Origin of the sequence: Chitinophaga silvatica (assembly GCF_003419895.1) — a bacterium.
GTDB lineage: Bacteria > Bacteroidota > Bacteroidia > Chitinophagales > Chitinophagaceae > Chitinophaga > Chitinophaga silvatica.
Genome location: NZ_QPMM01000020.1, coordinates 54,947 through 76,158, shown reverse-complemented (window position 1 = coordinate 76,158; position 21,212 = coordinate 54,947). Strand labels below are relative to the sequence as shown.

The 21,212-nt window shown below is 40.3% G+C and carries 18 protein-coding genes and 1 tRNA gene; 14 read left to right on the top strand and 5 right to left on the bottom strand.

Going from position 1 to position 21,212, the window contains the following annotated elements; genetic code table 11:
• Window positions 1–134: 134 nt before the first annotated feature.
• Window positions 135–980: a sugar phosphate isomerase/epimerase family protein gene (locus DVR12_RS27230; RefSeq protein ID WP_116978997.1), complete on the bottom strand. Its 846-nt coding sequence runs from the start codon at window positions 978–980 to the stop codon at window positions 135–137.
• A 139-nt stretch (window positions 981–1,119) separates the two neighbouring features.
• Between DVR12_RS27230 and DVR12_RS27225 the strand changes: the two genes are divergently transcribed.
• The 4 genes from DVR12_RS27225 (at window position 1,120) to DVR12_RS27210 (ending at window position 6,044) form a co-directional block, all read left to right on the top strand.
• Entirely contained in the window at window positions 1,120–2,214 is a 1,095-nt protein-coding gene (locus tag DVR12_RS27225; protein WP_116978995.1) for a vWA domain-containing protein, read from the top strand.
• Between the two features lie 16 nt (window positions 2,215–2,230).
• Window positions 2,231–3,727 (top strand): magnesium chelatase, encoded by a 1,497-nt coding sequence (locus DVR12_RS27220; protein WP_116978993.1) that lies wholly within the window; start codon window positions 2,231–2,233, stop codon window positions 3,725–3,727.
• A 252-nt stretch (window positions 3,728–3,979) separates the two neighbouring features.
• Entirely contained in the window at window positions 3,980–5,299 is a 1,320-nt protein-coding gene (locus DVR12_RS27215) for a Gfo/Idh/MocA family protein (protein ID WP_116978991.1), read from the top strand.
• 19 nt (window positions 5,300–5,318) lie between these two features.
• A complete protein-coding gene (locus DVR12_RS27210; RefSeq protein WP_116978989.1) occupies window positions 5,319–6,044 on the top strand; it encodes a 3-keto-disaccharide hydrolase in 726 nt (241 codons plus the stop codon).
• Between the two features lie 98 nt (window positions 6,045–6,142).
• Here DVR12_RS27210 and DVR12_RS27205 read toward each other — a convergent pair whose 3' ends face one another.
• Complete coding sequence (locus DVR12_RS27205; RefSeq protein WP_116978987.1) at window positions 6,143–6,619, bottom strand: GNAT family N-acetyltransferase; 477 nt, start codon at window positions 6,617–6,619, stop codon at window positions 6,143–6,145.
• Window positions 6,620–6,995: 376 nt separating this feature from the next.
• On the opposite strand from DVR12_RS27205, the gene DVR12_RS27200 reads away from it, so the two are divergent.
• Window positions 6,996–8,144 (top strand): BamA/TamA family outer membrane protein, encoded by a 1,149-nt coding sequence (locus tag DVR12_RS27200; protein ID WP_116978985.1) that lies wholly within the window; start codon window positions 6,996–6,998, stop codon window positions 8,142–8,144.
• Window positions 8,145–8,599: 455 nt separating this feature from the next.
• Entirely contained in the window at window positions 8,600–8,818 is a 219-nt protein-coding gene (locus DVR12_RS27195; RefSeq protein WP_116978984.1) for a hypothetical protein, read from the top strand.
• 688 nt (window positions 8,819–9,506) lie between these two features.
• On the opposite strand, the gene DVR12_RS27190 is transcribed toward DVR12_RS27195, so the two are convergent.
• Window positions 9,507–9,577 (bottom strand) — tRNA-Cys (locus DVR12_RS27190).
• Between the two features lie 203 nt (window positions 9,578–9,780).
• On the opposite strand from DVR12_RS27190, the gene DVR12_RS27185 reads away from it, so the two are divergent.
• The 5 genes from DVR12_RS27185 to rffA are packed head-to-tail and all read left to right on the top strand — an operon-like array spanning window position 9,781 to window position 14,540.
• Window positions 9,781–10,659 (top strand): nucleoside phosphorylase, encoded by an 879-nt coding sequence (locus DVR12_RS27185; RefSeq protein WP_116978982.1) that lies wholly within the window; start codon window positions 9,781–9,783, stop codon window positions 10,657–10,659.
• A gap of 38 nt (window positions 10,660–10,697) precedes the next feature.
• A complete protein-coding gene (gene dapF / locus DVR12_RS27180) occupies window positions 10,698–11,483 on the top strand; it encodes a diaminopimelate epimerase (protein ID WP_116978980.1) in 786 nt (261 codons plus the stop codon).
• A 14-nt stretch (window positions 11,484–11,497) separates the two neighbouring features.
• Window positions 11,498–12,676, top strand: coding sequence for a TDP-N-acetylfucosamine:lipid II N-acetylfucosaminyltransferase (locus tag DVR12_RS27175; RefSeq protein WP_116978978.1), 1,179 nt, complete (start codon window positions 11,498–11,500; stop codon window positions 12,674–12,676).
• Complete coding sequence (locus DVR12_RS27170; RefSeq protein ID WP_116978977.1) at window positions 12,676–13,389, top strand: GNAT family N-acetyltransferase; 714 nt, start codon at window positions 12,676–12,678, stop codon at window positions 13,387–13,389. The genes DVR12_RS27175 and DVR12_RS27170 overlap by 1 nt, the downstream gene beginning before the upstream one ends.
• Window positions 13,390–13,412: 23 nt before the next feature.
• A complete protein-coding gene (gene rffA / locus DVR12_RS27165) occupies window positions 13,413–14,540 on the top strand; it encodes a dTDP-4-amino-4,6-dideoxygalactose transaminase (RefSeq protein ID WP_116978975.1) in 1,128 nt (375 codons plus the stop codon).
• Between the two features lie 9 nt (window positions 14,541–14,549).
• On the opposite strand, the gene DVR12_RS27160 is transcribed toward rffA, so the two are convergent.
• Entirely contained in the window at window positions 14,550–16,043 is a 1,494-nt protein-coding gene (locus tag DVR12_RS27160; protein WP_116978974.1) for a lipopolysaccharide biosynthesis protein, read from the bottom strand.
• Window positions 16,044–16,133: 90 nt separating this feature from the next.
• Between DVR12_RS27160 and DVR12_RS27155 the strand changes: the two genes are divergently transcribed.
• Both DVR12_RS27155 and DVR12_RS27150 read left to right on the top strand, forming a co-directional pair.
• On the top strand, window positions 16,134–17,072 hold the full coding sequence (locus DVR12_RS27155; RefSeq protein ID WP_116978972.1) for a magnesium transporter CorA family protein: 939 nt from the start codon (window positions 16,134–16,136) through the stop codon (window positions 17,070–17,072).
• Window positions 17,073–17,084: 12 nt separating this feature from the next.
• On the top strand, window positions 17,085–17,540 hold the full coding sequence (locus DVR12_RS27150; protein WP_116978970.1) for an NUDIX domain-containing protein: 456 nt from the start codon (window positions 17,085–17,087) through the stop codon (window positions 17,538–17,540).
• Here DVR12_RS27150 and DVR12_RS27145 read toward each other — a convergent pair.
• Window positions 17,537–18,310, bottom strand: a complete 774-nt coding sequence (locus tag DVR12_RS27145; protein ID WP_116978968.1) for a queuosine precursor transporter — start codon at window positions 18,308–18,310, stop codon at window positions 17,537–17,539. The genes DVR12_RS27150 and DVR12_RS27145 overlap by 4 nt on opposite strands.
• Before the next feature lie 343 nt (window positions 18,311–18,653).
• Here DVR12_RS27145 and DVR12_RS27135 point away from each other — a divergent pair, with 343 nt between their 5' ends.
• Window positions 18,654–21,143 (top strand): YfhO family protein, encoded by a 2,490-nt coding sequence (locus DVR12_RS27135; protein ID WP_116978966.1) that lies wholly within the window; start codon window positions 18,654–18,656, stop codon window positions 21,141–21,143.
• Window positions 21,144–21,212 lie beyond the last annotated feature (69 nt).

Sequence of the window (21,212 nt, the reverse complement as noted above, 5' to 3'; positions counted from 1 at the left end):
CCTCTATCAAACTATGATTAAAGAAGTCCAATAAAGACAAGTAATTAATTCAAAATAAAAGTTCAAGCAACTACCATAAAAAAAGCTCCATGAATTTACATTCATGGAGCTTTTAAAAGATATTAGAACAGTGATTACAGGTTGGAAACGATAGTTCTCCAATAAGCTGCACTGGCTTTAACTTCAGGAACATTGAAATCCCAGTTATGCTCATATTCTGCAGAGAACAGACCTTTGAACTTCTGGTTTTTCAGGGTTTCCAATACTTTGCTGATCTGACAAACGCCATTACCCCAAACTACATCGTGTGAATCTGGAGATTTATCGTTAAGATCTTTAAAGTGAAGGCTATTAATTCTACCGTCCAGTTTCTTGATACATTCGATTGGATCTAAACCAGAACGAACCCAGTGGCCAATATCAGCGCATGCTCCCATTAATTTACTTCTGTTTTTAACAGCAGCCAGCACTAAATCAGGATTCCAATACATACTTGGTTTCGGGTGATCGTGTATAGCTAATTTAATCTGATATTGGTCGCAAAGAGAAGAAATCAGATCAAGATATTCTTGTTGTGGTTCAGAAGTAATAACCTGGATACCCATTCTGTTTGCAAAATCAAACAAAGTACGCCATTCAGCTTCAGATTGAGGTACTACTACTCCAAATCCGACCAGCACTTTATGTTTCTTTTTGAAAAGCGCTTTTACTTTTTCCTGCTGAGAAGGTGACATGGTATATTCGAATTTACCTTCAATACCACCCCCAATTGTTTGTCCAGGGAATGCTTCTACGTACATTATTCCGCAGCTATCCATTTTGTCCAGGGCTTCCGCTAAAGTGAAATGGTTGAAAGTCCATGCCTGAGCACCCAGCTTCCATCCTAATGCATCTGCTCTGCTCTGTGCAACCGAAGGTTTTGCAAACAATGCCAACATCAAGCCGCCAGCCAGTAAGAATGCATTTCTCAGTTTTTTCATATTGTTATTTTTTTGATGATTGAAAGTACTAGCTTTCAGAATAAAATGCAAGTTTTATAGCCCTTTTCTTATATACCCCTGCTAAAGTTCACATTACTTTCTGCTCTAAATGTTTTAAATTTATCATAGAAGACGTGCTATGAGAGGAATACAATTTTCCAGGTTCAACCCGGACGACAACAACGAATCTCCTTTCCAGCGCCTGCTAGATCTGTTTACTCAACTACTTACCTACACTAGTGGCGATGTTGCTGAGGCTTTACAGTGGTTAACAGAACTGGACAAGGAATATAATCTTACCAACCAGGATTACGGGATTGGTGACTTCATTCAGGAGTTAAAAGATAAAGGATATATTCGAGAAAACGAAGAAAGCGGTGAGATCGAAATCACCGGCAAAACAGAGCAAACCATCCGCAAAAGTGCGCTGGAGGAAATCTTCGGAAAACTTAAAAAAGCTACTTCCGGTAGCCATAATATCCGTAAACCCGGTATGGGTGATGAACTGAACTCCGAAACCCGCCCATTCGAATTCGGCGATGGAGTTGATCAGCTGGATATTACGGCCTCCATTAAAAATGCCCAGATCAATCACGGAATTGAGAGCTTTTCTATCAGCCAGGAAGATCTTGAAGTGAGAGAAACAGATTTCAAAACTCAAACTTCTACCGCCTTAATGATCGATATCTCCCACTCCATGATCCTCTATGGAGAAGATAGAATCACTCCGGCCAAGAAAGTAGCAATGGCGCTTGCCGAATTAATTACCACCCGGTATCCGAAAGATACGCTCGACATCATCGTTTTCGGAAATGATGCCTGGCAGATAGAGATCAAGGATCTCCCCTATCTACAGGTTGGTCCTTACCATACCAATACCGTTGCCGGTTTAGAGCTGGCTATGGATCTGCTCAGAAGAAGACGCAATCCCAATAAACAGATTTTTATGATCACCGACGGAAAACCCACCTGTTTGAAAATCGGTTCTCAATATTATAAAAACAGCTTTGGGCTTGACAGAAAAATTCTGAACAGAACCCTAAATCTGGCTGCTCAATGTAAAAAACTTAAAATTCCTATTACCACTTTCATGGTGGCAACAGACCCCTGGCTGCAACAATTCGTTCAGGAGTTTACAGAAACTAATAATGGGAAAGCCTTCTTTTCAGGTACAGAAAAACTGGGCCAATTCTTATTCCGCGACTTTGAAAGCGGTAAAAGAAAATTCTTTTAATCAGTAAAAATTAGCGATGAATACGAACATAAAAACTTTAGGCGAGCTTAAGAAAAGCGGTTACAAACCAGTTTCAGTGAAGGAAGAAATCAGAAGAAACCTGATCAAAAAATTACAATCAAAAGAAAATCCATTCCCAGGCATTATTGGATATGAAGATACCGTAATTCCTGATACAGAAAGAGCACTACTGTCCAGGCACAATATACTATTCCTTGGACTCAGGGGCCAGGCCAAAACAAGAATGGCCCGACAAATGGTAGATTTACTTGATGAATATATTCCTGTTGTAGAAGGTTCTGAAGTAAATGATGATCCATTTAATCCACTTAGCAGATTTGCCCGCGATTTAGTAGCTACAATGGGCGATAAAACCCCAATTGCCTGGTTACATAAAAGCGCCAGATACGGTGAAAAACTGGCAACTCCGGACGTTTCCGTGGCCGACCTGGTGGGAGATATCGACCCTATCAAGGCTGCAAATCTTAAACTTAGTTTCGCCGACGAAAGAGTAATACATTTTGGCATCATCCCCCGCTCCAACAGAAGCATTTTTGTAATCAATGAACTTCCCGATCTTCAAGCGAGAATTCAGGTTTCATTATTCAATATTCTGCAGGAAGGAGATATCCAGATCAGAGGATTTAAAGTTCGGATGCCTTTAGATATCCTGTTTGTTTTTACTGCTAACCCGGAAGACTATACGAATCGTGGTTCTATTGTAACTCCGCTAAAAGACAGGATAGAAAGCCAGATTATTACCCATTATCCTAAAACAATAGAAAACTCTTTACAGATCACCGAACAGGAAGCTGATATCCATGAGGATCAGCAAAGCAAAATTCAAATTGCCGATATGGTAAAGAGACTCATAGAACAAGTATCATTTGAGGCAAGAAATAGTGAATATGTAGATAAAAAAAGCGGTGTTTCTGCCCGTCTGACAATTGCGGCATATGAAAATGCTGTCAGTGCAGGCGAAAGAAGAGCAATTATCAATAAAGAAAAAGAAACCCAGGTTAGAATAGCAGACTTACAGGCTATTATACCTGCAATTACCGGAAAAATAGAATTAGTATATGAAGGAGAACAGGAAGGCCCACTGCAAGTAGCTCATAATCTGCTTGATAAAGCCATACGTACCCTGTTTACAACTTACTTCCCTAATCCTGATGCGTTTAAGAAGAAGAAACAAAGTATGCCTACAGAAAATCCTTACAGAACTGTAATTCAATGGTTCGACCAGGGCAATAACGTTCAACTGCTACAGGATATCAGTGATAAGCAATACGAAACCACACTTAATAAAGTAACCGGCCTGAAGGAATTGGTAAAAGAACGATTCCCGAAAGTCAGCAATAAGGAAGCATTGTTATTGATGGAGTTTGTTTTACATGGACTTGCAACCTATTCATTGATAAGTAAAAAAGTGGTTGAAAATGAAATCCGGTTTAGTGACTTGCTAGGTACTATGATGAACTTCAGTTTAAGTAACGAAGACGAAGAAGAGTAGTTGCTCGCAAAGGCACAAAGTTTAATATTAAGGCGCAAAGGACTTTTTTAAAGATTTTTAAGGATCAGAGCGAATATTATTAAGAATTAAGGATGGTTTCCAGATTAGTGGATACATAATTCCAATAATAATTAAAATACGCTTCGATCCTTATTATCTTAATAAAAAATCCTTTGCGCCTTAATATTAAACTTTGTGCCTTTGCGAGCAACCATATTTTTTATATTTTGTACGCTTAATTAATTCCACATTATGAATAATTCCCGTAGAAACTTCATCAGATCGGCCTCCACTCTGATGGCCGGAGCAGGTCTTGTATCCGCATTACCTGGCTCATTACAAGCATTCCCTTTGAAAATGGTAGCCCCAAGCGATAGACTCAATGTAGCAGCAATCGGCATTAATGGTATGGGGTGGGCAGATCTTACATCATTAATGAAAGTGCCTGGAGTACAATGCGTTGCACTCTGTGATGTAGATAAAAATGTGTTGGATAAAAGAGTCGCCGAACTGGCCCAGAAAGGTATTAAAGTAAAAGCGTATAGCGATTACCGTAGATTATTGGAAGATAAGGATATTGATGCAGTTGTAATAGGTACACCCGACCACTGGCACTGTTTACAGATGACAGATGCCTGCTCCGCCGGTAAGGATGTATACGTGGAAAAACCAATGGGTAACTCAATTATTGAGTGCCGTTCTATGGTAGCAGCACAAAAGAAATATGGCCGTATAGTACAGGTGGGGCAATGGCAAAGAAGTCAGCAACACTTCCGCGACGCTATCGATTTCGTACACTCAGGAAAGTTAGGACAGATACGTCTTGTTAAAGCCTGGGCATACATGGGATGGATGAATTCTGTGCCTGTGAAACCGGATGGCCCGGCACCGGCCGGAGTAGATTATAAATCATGGCTTGGTCCGGCTACTATGCGCCCCTTCAATGAAAACAGATTCCATTTTACTTTCCGTTGGTTCTGGGATTATGCAGGAGGTTTGATGACCGACTGGGGAGTGCATTTATTAGACTATGCCCTTTTGGGGATGAAATCTACAGCCCCTAAGTCTGTAATGGCGGCAGGAGGCAAATTTGCTTACCCTAAAGATGCATCAGAAACACCGGATACGCTCACAACCGTATACGAATTTGATGGCTATAATATTCAATGGGAACAGGCCGTAGGTATCTCTGGCGGTAACTATGGCAGGGATCATGGAATAGCATTTATAGGAAATAACGGTACACTGGTACTGGATCGAGGCGGTTGGGAAGTTATTCCTGAAGATAATAGAATGGCAGCCGTACCGCGTCAGAAATCTGTAGACAATGGATTGGATATGCATACAATCAACTTTGCCAATGCTATTAAGACCCGTGACTTTAGCAGTTTACATGCTCCGGTTGAAGTAGGTGCACTGGTAGCAGTTACCAGTCAGATGGGAAATATCGCCTACCGTACCGGTAAGAAAGTTTACTGGAACCAGGAAGCAGGAAAATTTACGGACAATGATGCCAACAAATATCTGGCGGCCCAATATAACAATGGATATAAACTCCCTATCATCAAGTGATTCAAAATTAAATAAGAACATGCGTACGTTACTACTTTCCGCCTGTACCTTGCTAACTTTAGCAGCAACTGCCCAAAGCAAACCTGAAGACACAGAAGTCTGGGATCCTGTACCTAAAGTAATCAATCCGGGAACCTTAATTCTTACAGCGCCATCTGATGCTATTATACTTTTTAATGGTAAAAATCTGAATAGCTGGACCTCAGAAGACGGTGGGCCTGCAAAATGGGAGGTTAAAAATGAAATCCTGACAGTTACACCTAAAGCAGGAATTATTAAAACCAAGCAACAGTTTGAAGATTTCCAGCTGCATATCGAGTGGCGTACTCCGGCAGAAGTGAAAGGAGATGGACAAGGCAGAGGCAATAGTGGCATCTTCCTGCAGGAACTTTATGAATTGCAGGTTTTAGATAACTATAACAACAAAACTTATTCTAATGGGCAGGCAGGAAGCTTCTACAAACAGAAAATTCCTTTAGTGAATGCTTGTAAAAAACCAGGAGAATGGCAAACATATGATGTAATCTGGACCGCACCACGATTTAATGACGATGGTTCATTAAGGTCTCCGGCCCGTGCTACAGTGCTTCAAAACGGAGTTTTGGTACAAAATAATGTAGAACTGGATGGTCCAACGCTTTATATTGGCAAACCATCCTACAGTAAACATGGCGCAAGGTCAATTCTCTTACAGGATCATGGTAATCCGGTAAGTTTCAGAAATATCTGGATTCGCCCATTGTAAGGGCACTTCACCGATTTGTGGATTTTGGAAAAATGGAGATTAATAGAAATGCAGTTATTGCAATTCCTGCTTCCAAAATCCGCAAATTTTGGTGTATACTACTTTTCAAGATTCAGCGACAAAAACACAGCATCACTGATTGGGTTATCGTAGTAGGCAGCTATTGGCTGAAAGCCCAGGGAAGTGTATAATTCGATAGCAGGCTTCATGTGGGCCAGGGTATCAAGAATTATCCTTTTGTATCCAAGCCTGCTGCTTTCTACTATAGCGGCATTAGCTAAAGCCTTACCTACTCCATGCCCCTTAAACTGTTCCCTAACAAACAGCCGTTTCATTTCTGCGGTGGTGTTATCAAATGGTCTGATAGCTACGCAACCCGCTAATTGTCCATCTACTTCGGCTAAGAATAATGCCCCGGTTGGCGGAACATACACTCCGGGCAAGGTAGCTACTTCTTCTTCAAACTGCTGAAAGCTCAAATCTACATTCAACCAGTTGGCATATTCTCTGAAAAGCAACTTTACCTGTTCCAGGTGTTTAGCATCATCGGTGGTTATTTTAATGATCTCTGTCATAACCCCTTCTTTTTAAATGTATATAAAACGCAAAGAGCCTCCTGTATTCAGAAGGCTCTTTGCTTGCATCATGTTGGCTAATTGCCGTATATCTTATGATAAATTATTGTATTCGGAAAATCATTGATAAAACTTCATGTCTGCTTACACCTCCTGTCCATTACGGGGTATGCAATATAAGGTATTAAAAGCATTTTTCAATTTTCTGTAAAAGATTTCTTTAAATTAACATAACCCCTTGTCAACAGTGGCTTTCAGAGTCCAGTTTAAGGTCGGTCAACCTGTTTGATCCTCAGATTGCCCGGTGGTTTCACTTTTTTAAGTGCTTACTCATCCTTTTTTAGAAAAGATTGTTAGAGAAAGATATCTGCCTTTGATGATTAGAAGTACTTTATTAACCCTTGTATTCTGCTGGCCATTCATTTTAAACGCCAGGCAACAGCCCGGAGATACAACAGCCCCTCCCCCTCCCAAAGGGCTGATTAACCGGGTTATTTTCTATTTAAAGCATACCCACGAAGAAAAAAAACATAAGAGATTCGACTGCAGCATAATTGGTGGTCCTTACTATGCTCCAGAAACCAGTTTAGGTATTGTATTAATGGCCGCAGCTCAATATAAAACCCAGCCACATGATAGCCTGCTAGGCATGTCTAATGCCTCCATTTACGGTTCTGCATCCCTTACCGGCTTTTATGGAATAGGTATTAGCAGTAACACTATTTTCCCTAAGGATAAATTTCGCTTATTCGGAAAAGCATCTTTTAGCTCATTACCCGATAAATACTGGGGTATAGGCTATGAATCGGCCGATGATAAAGACAACTACACAAAGTATACACTACTGACAAGTAAGATATCTGCCGATCTGAGCATGAAAATAGTTCGGCTCTTTTACGGCGGAATCGGAGTAAGTGTAAGTAACAACAGTGCCAGTAAAGTAGATACAGCAGCCGGACATCCGGTTATGCCCACTAAAAATGTATTGGGATTTGGGATAGGCCCTTTCCTGATTTACGATTCCCGCGATTTTCTTTTTAATGCATATAGAGGAATTTTCGCCAGGTTGGCTTACAAATACTTCCCCTCTTTCCTGGGCAACCAATCTGTTTTCTCTGCCTGGGAACTGCAATTCGATAGTTATCTACCTGTCTGGAACAAGTGTATCCTTGCCACCGATGTATTTGCAGAAACCAAACAGGGAGAGGTACCATGGGCATTAATGTCGCTCCTTGGTGGAGCTAACAGACTAAGAGGATACTATGAAGGGCGGTTCAGAGACAAGAGCCAGGTTGCATTACAGGCAGAACTAAGACAAAAGGTATTCGGGCGTAATGGTGTGGTGGCCTGGATTGCAGCCGGCAATATTTTTCCCGAACTCTCGCAGTTTGCATTAAACCAAACCCTGATCAGCTACGGCATTGGATATAGATGGGAGTTTAAGCGCCGTATTAATCTGCGGCTCGACTATGGCATTGGTAAAGATCAATCGGGCTTCTATTTCGGGATAAATGAAGTGTTTTAGAAAATTTTGCTTTGTTCAAATTATTTGATAAAATTGTCATCTTTGATAAATTGTTTTTTATCTGCCATCATACCAAGATTGCGGCAAGCCTGTTAATTTAGTACCTATATAAGTTAACTATCTGTTAATACAGACTTTTTTATTAGCCTAAATAATTATTATTCATATATTTATATTTGCAGCCCCTAAAAATATACTTCTAGCTGCTTCTGTATATCCTACCTGGGAACCTGCGAAATTCACATGGGATGGGATGAAGGAAGGAAGCTCGCGCTTATAAAGCGTGGGCTCTTCTTTGTCGTTCCATTACCCTCGCAGGGGTCCCAGGCGGCATTGTAAGAGTTCCCACGCTTTTATTTTTGCCCTATACAGTACTAGTAGCTAACCCTGAAAAATAAATCCCCTTACTTCGGTTCTAACCGAATAGAATAAACGTAAATACTAAACATATCCGCATGAGTGAAAAGAAAGGCATCCACCTTGAAATGTTGAGAATGGCAATCCACCAGGCCGTTACACAAACAGAGATGAATATAAAATCAGAGATGAATTCACAGATTACCTACTACCGTAAACTTTGTTTTGCGCTATTAATTCTCCTGAGTATTGTACTGATTTCGATTATCGTTCTGGGGGTGCAGCTATTATTGATAGAGGATATATTAATTCAATAATTACAGAATCAGATTGAGCTAGTTTGAAGCTAAACATAAAATTTCAGCAAAATAGAAATCCGGAATAAACGAACGCGCGTATATATTGTATGATTCATTTTACCATTAGCTAAGCAAAGTGTAGCCTTGAATCTGCACCTTGTGAGTTAGCTAATTAATTTTGGGTTATCGAACGAACGGGGTCTCAACCCCGTTCACGTTTTTTATAGACTTCCCTGTTATTATTTTGCACTCCGGAAGCAAAATGAAGTTGCAACAATAAATTGGATAAATTATTAATTACTCTCTTGTTGAAGGTGAATTTAACCTATCTCCTGGCGAATATTTTCACATTGTTGCGATAAGCTAAGTTCAGTTAATGGTATGACAGAAACAGCCTTGTTTATTATGATTGAACTCAGTTTAAAAAATGAGCAACAATTTTTGTAGATATTGATTCTGAAATAGGCAATTTTTAGAAGAATGTAAGTAGAATATTTTAACGATTAAACTCTAATACTGGCAGTAGTACAAAACTGCATTCAAGGAGTAACAAAAATCATTACAAACTGCTTTGCTGGTTAATTTATGGGAAAGCAGTACACACACTATTTAGTACAATTTCACTCTTCCGGTTAACAAATAAGCTAAATCATTTGCTATAAATGAAAAAAGTCGCCATTCCAGCGACTTTTTCTTTTAAACTCCGAGGTTCCGAGCGGATTCGAACCGCTGTACGAGGTTTTGCAGACCTCTGCCTAGCCACTCGGCCACGAAACCATTTTGTTTATAAACACCGGCCTTATTTGCCCCACTGGCCTGCATCTCATTCGTTTTGTGGGATTGCAAAAGTAGTAAATTTCTGATTACCACCAAATATTATTTAATAAATATTTAAAAAAAATATTTTGATAATAGTTCAGAACGAAGGAATATTGACTTCTGAATGCGAAAGAGATTAGTGTAATTTAAACTATTTAATGATGGAAAAACGTATTGCCGAATCAGAATTGATTATTAATAACAGAGGGGCTGTTTATCACCTGGATGTAAGGCCAGACGAGATTGCCGGCACTATTATCACAGTGGGCGACCCGGATAGAGTGGCCGCTGTAAGTAAACATTTTGATAAAATAGAAGGCAAATACCAACACCGCGAATTTGTTACTCACACAGGTTATATAGGTGATAAAAAAATATCTGTTGTTTCTACCGGTATCGGTACCGATAACATCGATATCGTGCTCAATGAACTGGATGCTTTAGTAAATATCGACTTCCAAACCAGATTGGTAAAACCTGAACTAACCACTTTAAAAATTATTCGCCTGGGTACCTCTGGCGCCCTGCAGGAAAACATTCCTGTGGATAGCTTTGTGGTTTCATCCCACGGGCTGGGATTAGATAATCTGATGGCCTACTATGATTATCAAAACACCTCCTCAGAACGTAATTTACTGGAAGCATTCAGAGGACAGGTTGCCTTAAAACCTGGTGGTGCTTCTCCTGTTATCTTTGAAGCCGCTGCTAATTTAAGTAAGCATTTCACTGATGGTTTTCATACTGGCATCACCGTTACCTGCCCGGGATTCTATGCGCCTCAAGGCCGCATCCTCAGAGGCCCATTAGCCAATCCAGGCCTGATCGATAATCTTACCGGTTTCTCGTATGAAAACCATAAGATCACAAACTTCGAAATGGAAACTTCCGCAATCTACGGATTAGGCAGAGTACTGGGGCACGAATGCCTCTCTATCAGCGCCATAGTAGCCAACCGCATCCGTAAGGAATTCAGTAAAGACGGAGGCGCCGCCGTAGCTGCACTGATCGAAAAAGGCCTCGGCATTATTGCCGGTCTGTAGCCTCTTTTGTTTATCTTTTTATCGATTATCTTTGGGGTATGAATACAATTCATTTCTATAAATATCAGGGTACCGGCAATGATTTCATTATCATGGACAACCGGAACGGGCAATACGACTGGCTTACAGAAGAGCAGGTAAATGAGCTGTGCGATCGCAGATTTGGAATCGGAGCTGATGGACTCATGCTACTCAATAAAAGCGAAGATTATGATTTCGCCATGAAATACTATAATGCCGACGGAAAAGAAGGCACCATGTGTGGTAATGGCGGCAGATGCCTCGTGGCTTTCGCCCATAAAATGGGTGTTGGCGATGGTAATCTGTATTTTATCGCTATTGACGGTGAACATGCTGCAACAATGGACGGCGACAATTGGGTGAACCTTAAAATGAAGGATGTTGATGCTGTTGAACACGGTCCGCTGTACTATTACCTCAATACAGGCTCTCCTCATTTCGTAAAGTTTGTAGAAGATGTGCAGGAAGTAGACGTTTTTAATGAAGGTCGCACTATCAGATATAACGATCGCTTTGCTGCCGAAGGTACAAACGTAAACTTCGTACAGAAGTTTGAAGATGGCATCTTTGTGCGTACATATGAAAGAGGGGTTGAAGATGAAACCTATTCCTGTGGTACCGGAGTTACTGCTGCTGCATTAACTTTCGCGGGTAAGGAAGAAAAAGAATATACAGTACCTGTGCAAACACTAGGTGGACAATTAGAAGTAAAATTTACCAAAACCGGTGAACGTACTTTCGAAAATATCTGGCTCTGTGGCCCTGCTACACTGGTATTTGAGGGAAACATTACTGCACAATAAGCCGCAGAAAAAATATGAATTACCACCTGATGGTTGATGACAAATTCATCAACGACTTTATTACAGATGCTGAAAAGGCGGCTCCGGGAAATAACACTTATATAATTGACACTACAAAAGATAAGTGCAGATTCGTGCAGTCAGACCTGCCCCTTTTTGTTCCTTTTTATACATCCAGATTTGCTGCCATCCTGAAGAGTATTACAGCAAAAGATAAGGTATTTATTCATTGGGCTTCTGATCAGGCTATAAAAGCAGTATTGGCCCTCCCCCCTGATGTTGTTGTTAGTATGTTCTTTTGGGGAGGAGATATTGTTGAAATACCTGTCTCCCGCTTTAAAACTACCACATTCGGCCCTTTAAGCCTGCAATACTTCCAAAAGAATGAAGAGCGGCCCAAAGTAAAATGGAATCCTAAAAGACCCAAAAGGCTACTCACCACTTTTGCACAACGTTATCTCAATTATAATGGCGTTGAAAAAGAAATAATTCGTACCAGGGAACTTTTTTTTAAACGACTTAATTTCTTTTTTAACTGGAGTTATATCGATTATCAGTGGGTACTCCGGCATTATACTACATCCGCAGCCTATAAATATTTCTATTATAACTTCAATCCAAAACCCAGTGCAGAAGAACAACAATTTCTGAATGCACCCAAAAACAACCAGGTAACAACCATCCTGGTAGGTAACTCGGATACTAGCTCCAACAATCACCTGGAAGCTCTCCAGGCACTTTCCGTTTATAAAGATCAACATATAAAACTTGTAATTCCGTTGAGTTACGGCAATAAAGAATATGGTGACCTTATAGAAAAAGAAGCCATTAGTATCTTCGGAAAAGATAAAGTAACTACCATTCGTGGTTTCATGGAACGCAGCAAATATTATGAGTTGCTAAGTACTGTAGATGTAGCTGTGATGTATCATTTCAGAACACAGGCCGCCGGTAATACGCTGGCCCTGTTATACAGAGGGAAGAAAGTTTTCATTCACAGCAATAGTACTACCTACGAGTTCCTGAAAACAAATGACATTACTATATACGACTCCGCGACTATTGAGCATATGGATTTTGCAACATTTGCCAAGCCACTAAATCCGGAAATCATTCAAAGTAATATAACAATCATGGATACACTGTTTGATCCGGATAAGAAAATGGCAGCACTGAAAGAAGCATTGATATAATGAGTGAAATAGAACCATACAAAAGACGCGATTGGGATAGCAATTTCCTGGGCTATGAAGTATATAGTACCAATGAGGCTGTACGTACTGCAACAGAGATCTGCGAGATACTGACTGATTTGAAAAGCAAGGCCCGCCTGGTATATGTATCGCATTCCGAACCCCTGGATATAAAGCAAACTATGGGCAGCTTTAATGGCATACTTGCTGATATCAAACTAACTTATGCAAAAAAAATAAATCCGCCATCTTCCATCTCTCCGGATATAAAATCTTATACTGCTTCCACAGCCAGCGACAGGCTCATACAACTCGGGTTGGCCAGCGGTATTTATTCTCGTTTCAGAACAGACCCTAAGATTGGGATTGATAAATATGAAGCGATCTACCGCGAATGGATAGTTAAATCTGTAAGCAGGATCATAGCAAGTGAAGTACTCGTATACGAACTGGGTGGCGAGTTGACTGGTATGGTGACTCTTGGCGAAAAAAACAATTGTGCCGATATCGGACTTATTGCAGTGGCTGAAAACTATAGAAGTCATGGTATCGGTCGGGCACTGATGCAAGCTGCTGAAAACTGGGGGTATCTTCAGGGATATACTAATATTCAAGTAGTTACCCAGCGAGCCAATATACCGGCCTGCAGACTGTATGAAAAAAATGGTTATGAATTGATAAAGGAAGAATACTTTTATCACTTCTGGCTTTAAACGATTACCAAAATATTTTTAGCATGATACCTTTTAATAAACCATATCTCACCGGAAAAGAAGCCCATTATATGTACCAGGCGGTTTCATCAGGGAAATTATCCGGAAATGGTATTTTTACCCGAAAATGCCAGCAGTTACTGGAGGAGAGATATGGCTTCAAAAAAACTTTGCTGACTACTAGTTGTACCGATGCACTGGAAATGGCTGCTATCCTCATAGATACACAGCCAGGCGATGAGATTATTATGCCATCCTATACTTTTGTATCTACAGCGAACCCATTTATTTTAAGAGGCGCTAAAATTGTTTTTGCCGATAGTGAAAAAGATACTCCCAACCTGGATGCAGATACTATCGAATCATTAATCACACCCAAAACCAAAGCGATAGTTCCTGTACATTATGCTGGTGTTGCCTGCGATATGAAAAAGATTATGGACATCGCCAACAAAAATCAGCTTTGGGTGATTGAAGATGCCGCACAGGCTATTGATTCTTATTTTGAAAACGTAAGCCTAGGGGCAGTCGGACATTTATCTGCCTTCTCCTTTCATGAAACCAAAAATATAATAGCGGGTGAAGGTGGCATGCTGGCAATCAATGATGAAAGATTTGTTCAACGTGCAGAGATCATCTGGGAAAAAGGCACTAACCGGGCCGCATTTTTCCGCGGCGAAATTGACAAATACGGCTGGGTGGATATCGGCTCCTCTTTCCTCCCTTCTGAAGTTGTTGCTGCGTTTTTATATGCACAACTGGAAAATATAGACAATATTCAGCAGAGACGACAAGAGATCTGGAATTTGTATCAGAAGGAATTACAGGAGTTGAACAATCAGGTAAGATTACCCTTTTTACCAGAATATGCTACCAATAATGCCCATATCTTTTATCTGATTTGTAAAAATGTGGAAGAAAGACAGGAATTAATCGCTTATTTGAAAGATAACGGGGTACATGCGGTTTTTCATTATCTCTCATTACATAAATCTCCTTTCTATAAAGATAAACACGATGGCAGGGAATTGCCATTGGCAGATTTTTATTCTGATACGCTGGTGAGGTTACCCTTGTTTAAGGAACTTACCAATGAGCAGGTATTGCATATCACCCATACCATCAAACAATTTTACAAGGGGGCCAGTTAGCCCCCTTTATTACTTCTTCAGGATACTACGAACTTTACTTAGCATTCCATACGCGGTGTCATTAATATCCCCCGAAATACGCATCAACAAAGTCAATGATCCAAAAATAAGCGTAAACACCGTTCCTTTCACCAAGATGTCTAAAAGTGGGTGTACCACAAAAGGAATCCACATCGTTGCCACAAAAGATAACAACGCCACCCCTATCGCTTTTACCGTATTCACAGTAAATGGCTGCAATCGGAACTTATACCAGATAAAAATATAGCGAATCAGATTAAATACCAACATAGAAAGTAATCCTGCATATCCGGAACCCAACAATCCATAATTATTAATAAGATAATAGTTTAACGGAAAAGATAACGCCAGAAAGATGACTGAGCTATACAGATCAAATCGCCATAATCGGGAGGTACTGAGCAACTGACTATTCAAACCCGTTCCCATATCTATCACCCTGGATAAACCCAAATAAAATACTACATACTTGCCTACTTTATAACTCTCCGGTAAAAAAGAAAAAATACTGTCAATATTCAGCCAGATAACCAGGAAAATGAACATGGCATACACCAACTGCAATACTGAAGATTTAACATATACTTCTTCTATCTTATCCATATCCTTTTCTTTCCAGGCCTTTGCCAAGACCGGAAGACCTATAGCTGCAATACTACGTTGTGGAACCAGGATCAACTGGGAAATATAGGTAGCAATGGTTAGATAAGCCACATTATCTAACCCTTTGGCGCTAGACAGAATTAATGCTGCTATATTCTGAGCCAGTAATGCAAACAGTGTAGCTCCAAGTAAAGACATGGAATAGGTAGACATCATGCCAAACAAACGCCTGGTAACATTGCTTACTTTAAAGGTAAAATGCAGAAAATGATGTTTGTACAGATATACCAATAAGGCCACCAGCAACATACCATAAAGTAAGGAAAATAACCAAAGAAAGAGGTCGAAGCCCACCCATTTGAAATAATACATCACTACCAATACGGTAGTGAGTATACGAAGTACCAGCTCTTTCAGAAAGTTAGGGAATACCGTCAAATGCCTGGATCCACTATAACTTTCAAAAACACCGAACAATGCGAATAATAATACGTTAGGATATAACAGGAAGAAATAACTGATAAATAGCGGGGAATTCGTAGCAAATTTCCTGATAATGAGATCCTTGAAAAAAATTGTTCCAAGCACAAACAGGAAAAACCCAATTATGGTAGCAACCACCGACCAGGTTAACATATCGTTATCTTTATCTTTCAAGTGACTTGAATAATAAGGAAAAAACCTGCTGATGGTAGGTACGCTACTCAAGGTGCAAACAGGCACCAATATTACTGCAATTTCCTGCAATAACCGGGTAAGCGCAAATTCGTTTTCAGTGAAAATATGCGGAAACAGAAATACCGTATTGATCCCTCCTATGGCAAATCCAATGTAAATCAGCACCGTAGATCTGATACTCTGTTGTTTTATGACGCCCATTTATATTTAAAAAAAATTTAACTCATTCAAGATGTACAATATTACATCAAATGCAAACATCATTCAACATTTTAACTACATTTGCGCCCAATGATTCAGTATTTTACCAATATAGAAGGCAAAACGGTAGAAATCAGCACGCCTGAAAATGGCGCCTGGGTGAATATTACCCCACCTCTGAAGCAGGCTGAATTTGAGCATCTATCTGAAGAATTGGATATTCCGCTCGACTTTCTCACGGACTCACTCGATATTGATGAAAAATCCAGGTACGAGCTGGAAGATAATGTGAAACTTATTGTCCTGAAAACTCCAACTGAAAACAACTCCATCAACGAAAGTGAAGCCTACTATATCACAATCCCAATTGTAATCATTCTTACCCACCACCAGATTATTACAGTTAATTCCTTTGATAATACTGCTATCAAGAAGTTCCTGAATACTTTCCATAACCGCTCTCCTGAAAAGCGGAATATGATGGTATTAAAGATCTTTGAGAAAGTAGTAATTAATTTCCTGGATTACCTGAAAGAAATCAACCAGCGAAGGAATATGCTGGAAGCTAAATTATACGACTCCAACAGAAATGAAGAGCTGCTTGGAATCATGCGTATTCAAAAAAGCCTGGTGTATTTCGTTACTGCGCTGCGAAGCAATGAGCTACTGCTGATGAAGCTGGAGCGTACAAACTTCCTGGGCCTCAACGAGGATGAAAAAGAATTCCTGCAGGATTTAATAGTAGATACCTCTCAGGCACTGGAAATGGCCAACGTATATACAAACATTCTTAGCAGCACTATGGATGCTTTTGCGAGTATCATTTCCAACAACCTGAATGTGGTGATGAAGCGCCTGACCTCTATCACCATTGTGCTTACCTTCCCTATGCTGGTAGCCAGTATATATGGTATGAACGTAGATATTCCCTATCAGCATACCGTACATGCATTTTATATTCCAATCATTCTTTCAATAGCCATTTCAGTTATCATTAGCTGGTATTTTATGAAAAAGAAATGGTTCTAAGCCACTTATAAAATGAATACAGGTTTTAACGTTAGAGTTTATGGTATCATGATCAACGACCAGAAACAGGTGTTGGTGAGTGATGAGTATATTCGTGGGGGTTATTATACCAAATTTCCCGGAGGAGGATTGGAATTTGGAGAAGGTACACTGGAATGTATTGTACGCGAGTGGCAGGAAGAACTGAACCAGGATGTGCAGGTAGTGGAACATATCTATACTACCGACTTCTTTCAGATTTCAGCATTCGATAACGAAACTCAAATCATTTCTATCTATTACCTGGTAACGCCGAAATCATCATTTACTGCTGCCACAATTTCCACCCCATTTGATTTTACAGTTCCAGAAGGTGTTTCAGAAGTTGAACGACCAAGATGGATTGACTGGGAAGATTTTTCTGCAGCAGCAGTAACACTACCTATCGATAAAGTAGTTGCTGATATTGTAAAAGAGCGTTACGCCTAAATGCCCATTGCAGCCGCCTTCATTTTGGTAGCTGTTTCATAGCCCAGGAACCGCTCAATTCTACTTTTCATAAAATAGATCAGTGGAGTAAGGGCAATAGCTATTACAAACTTATAACTGTAGTTTACCACACAAATAGCGAGTACCCGTTGCCAGCTCCAACCATTACCTATTTTAAAAGCTATAAATAATACAATGAAGCTGTCGACCAGCTGAGATACCACAGTAGACCCTGTAGCTCTCAGCCATACATGCTTTTCCCCTGTATGGCGCTTTATTCGGTGAAATACGGTTACATCTACTATCTGGCTCACCAGAAAGGCTACCAGACTTGCAAAGATGATCCACATTCCCTGCCCGAATATCCCAACAAACGCATCCTGCATATTTGGGATACCCTGGTCGGATTTACTACCCAGCCACCAGCCATCTGCCGGCACACTCATAGCCACCCAAAATGCGAAAAATGCATAGGAAATCATTCCTACGGCGATATAAGAAATGCGGCGTACGGCTCTGGGGCCAAAATATTCATTCACAATATCTGTCATCACAAACTCTAATGGCCATAGTAAAACACCCGCCGTAAGGGTGTAGGCAAGACCACTTTCCCCAAATAAAGTAAAAGTATGTACCGGCAGGCCAAACAACCTTTCCAATGAAAAAAGTTTTCCTCCAATACACTCTGCTATCAGTGCATTAGCAACAAAAAAGCTGGCGAATAACACAAAAAGCTTTGTTGGCCTATCTCTAAGAAGCTGATGGATCATTAATAATAAACTATCAATTGAACTATTAAAAAAATAATATTTAGCAAATATAACCAGGGAGGCAGACCTTTCCACTGAATTTTTCTTAATACCAGTAAAATACCGGTAATCAAACAAATCAGTCCATTAAGCGGAAACCCAATGCCAACGCCCAATACAAGGATGTGACTAACCACTGCATCCAACGAATGGCTATAATTAGTAATACGCAGGATCTCACTAACAAGAAAGCATAAATTACATATAAAAGCGAATTTTAACAGAAACCGTATCCAGCGCATATTGAAATTTCGGATAAATTACAGTTATTTTTGTTTCTTTAAAATTAAATCCAAAATATCCAATGAAGCAAAACTGGCTAAAAGCCATTCTTCCGCATCTGGCTGCGATAGGAATTTTCCTCTTCCTGGCATTTGCGTATTGCTCTCCTGTTCTTGAAGGCAAGGTCGTGAACCAGGGAGATATGAAGAATGTACAAGGAATGGCAAAAGAGGCAAAAGATTTCTACGAGGCTACAGGAGAAAGACCCTTATGGACAAACAGCATGTTTTCCGGCATGCCATCCTATGTAATCTATACCGGCCCCGGGGCTAATAAAATTGCCTATGTCAACAACCATGTAGTGTCTCTCTATACCCCAGCTCCTGTAAACATGCTTTTTCTGGCGATGCTTTGCATGTATATACTGCTTTGTGTATTAGACTTTAAATATTGGATAAGGATAATGGGGGCTATAGCATTCGCTTTCTGCTCCTACAACGTGATCATCATTGATGTAGGCCACATTACCAAAATGTATGACATCGCGCTGATGCCAGCTGTTATGGCAGGTATCATCCTTACTTACCGTGGCAGATTGCTGACAGGTGCTACACTTACAGCTCTGGCAACTGCAATGCTTGTTTATAATAATCACCTCCAGATTATCTATTATACCCTCATAATGGTATTATGCCTGGCTGTTGGTGCTTTTGTTCATGCCCTGAAGGATAAACAGATACCACAGTTTTTCAAGGCTTCTGCTTTACTCGTTGTTGCCGGTATTTTGGCTATTCTTCCTTCCATGGATAGTTTGCTGATCCTCCGTGAATATACCGATTACACCATGCGGGGTAGTCAATCTGAATTGACTTTAGATAAGGATGATATTAATCAGAAGAAATCTACCGGTCTGGATATCGATTATGCATACGATTGGAGTTATGGAAAAGCCGAATCCGGCACATTCCTGATTCCTGGTTATGTAGGTAATTCCAGTGGCCAGCGCTTAAGTTCCAAGTCTAATTTCGGGCAACAAATGGTAAGCCTGGGTGTTCCGGAAGCACAGGTAGAACAATTTTTAGGACAACAAAAGCTTCCACTCTACTATGGCGCGCAATCCAAAGGTACCTCCGGCCCTGTTTATGTAGGTGCCATTATTTGCTTCCTGTTTGTGCTTTCCATGCTCTTAGTTCGCAGCTGGCTGAAATGGTGGTTGGTTGCTATCAGCGCAATAGGCTTTATTCTCGCCTGGGGTAAAAACCTGGCGTTTATCAATGATTTCCTTTTCTATCATTTACCATTATACAACAAATTCAGAGCACCGGCTCAGGCCCTGGTAATACCTAGCTTTGCATTTGTAGTACTTGCCTGCTATGCATTACAGGAAGTGGTAAATGGCCAGTATTCCAAAGAACAATTATTGGCTGCACTGAAAAAATCGCTGTACATCACCGCCGGAACTATTGTTGGGTTTATTGTTATTGCCAACATGATCGGATTTACCAGCGCGAGCGATAGCACTATGCTGCAATATTTTGCTCAGATGATGGGTGGTGAGGAAAATGGAAAACTATTAATCCGTGCATTGGAGAAAGACCGTAGCAGCTTATTGCTTAAAGATAGCTTCCGTTCAGCAATATTTATCCTGATAGCTGCAGCTGCAATCTGGGCATTTATTCAGGGTAAACTGAAATGGCAGCCTGCAATTCTGATCATTACTGCTGCTGTGGCCATTGATCTTATTGCGGTTGATAAAAACTACCTAAACGACGAAAGCTTTGTAGATGATATGACCTACATGCAGGAGTTACAACCTACTGAAGCAGATCAGCAAATCAAACAGGACCCTGACCCTTATTACAGAGTTTTCAATGTTACCACTTCTCCATTCGATGATGCGTCGCCTTCTTACTGGCACAAAAACATCGGTGGCTATAGCCCTGCAAAATTGTGGATTTACCAGGATCTGATCACCCATCAGATTGCGAAAAACAATATGAAAGTACTCAACATGCTAAATACCAAGTATTTCATTGTTCCGGGTGCTAAAGGTCAGCCAATGGCACAACGTAATCCTGATGCTTATGGTAATGCATGGTTTGTAAAAGATATTGTTTGGGCCCCTGATGCCAATTCAGAAATGAAAACATTGGATTACCTGAATACACGCGATTCTGCAGTAATTGATAAACGTTTCCAGGCACAGGTAGGCAACTTTAAACCAGGAGCAGATAGCAGTGCTTCCATCAAACTAACAAAATATGGTCTGAATAAACTGGAGTATGCATCGCATAATTCACAGGATGGATTGGCTGTATTCTCTGAAATCTACTACCCTGCTGGTTGGGAAGCTACTGTAGATGGTAAACCTGCAGACATTATCAGAACTGACTACGCACTTCGCGCTATTAAAGTTCCGGCTGGCGACCATAAAATAGAAATGAAATTTGAGCCTAAGACTTACTTCAAAGGCTTGAAGATAGCTGGAATTTCAAGTATTACGCTGATTATACTGGTATTGGCGATGATAGCCTATGAGATATTCCGTTTCATAAAAACACAAAAGAATTAATTCAGATCAGATATCTAAAAAATAAGCTGCTCAATTGAGCAGCTTATTTTTTTTCAGACAATGAAGATA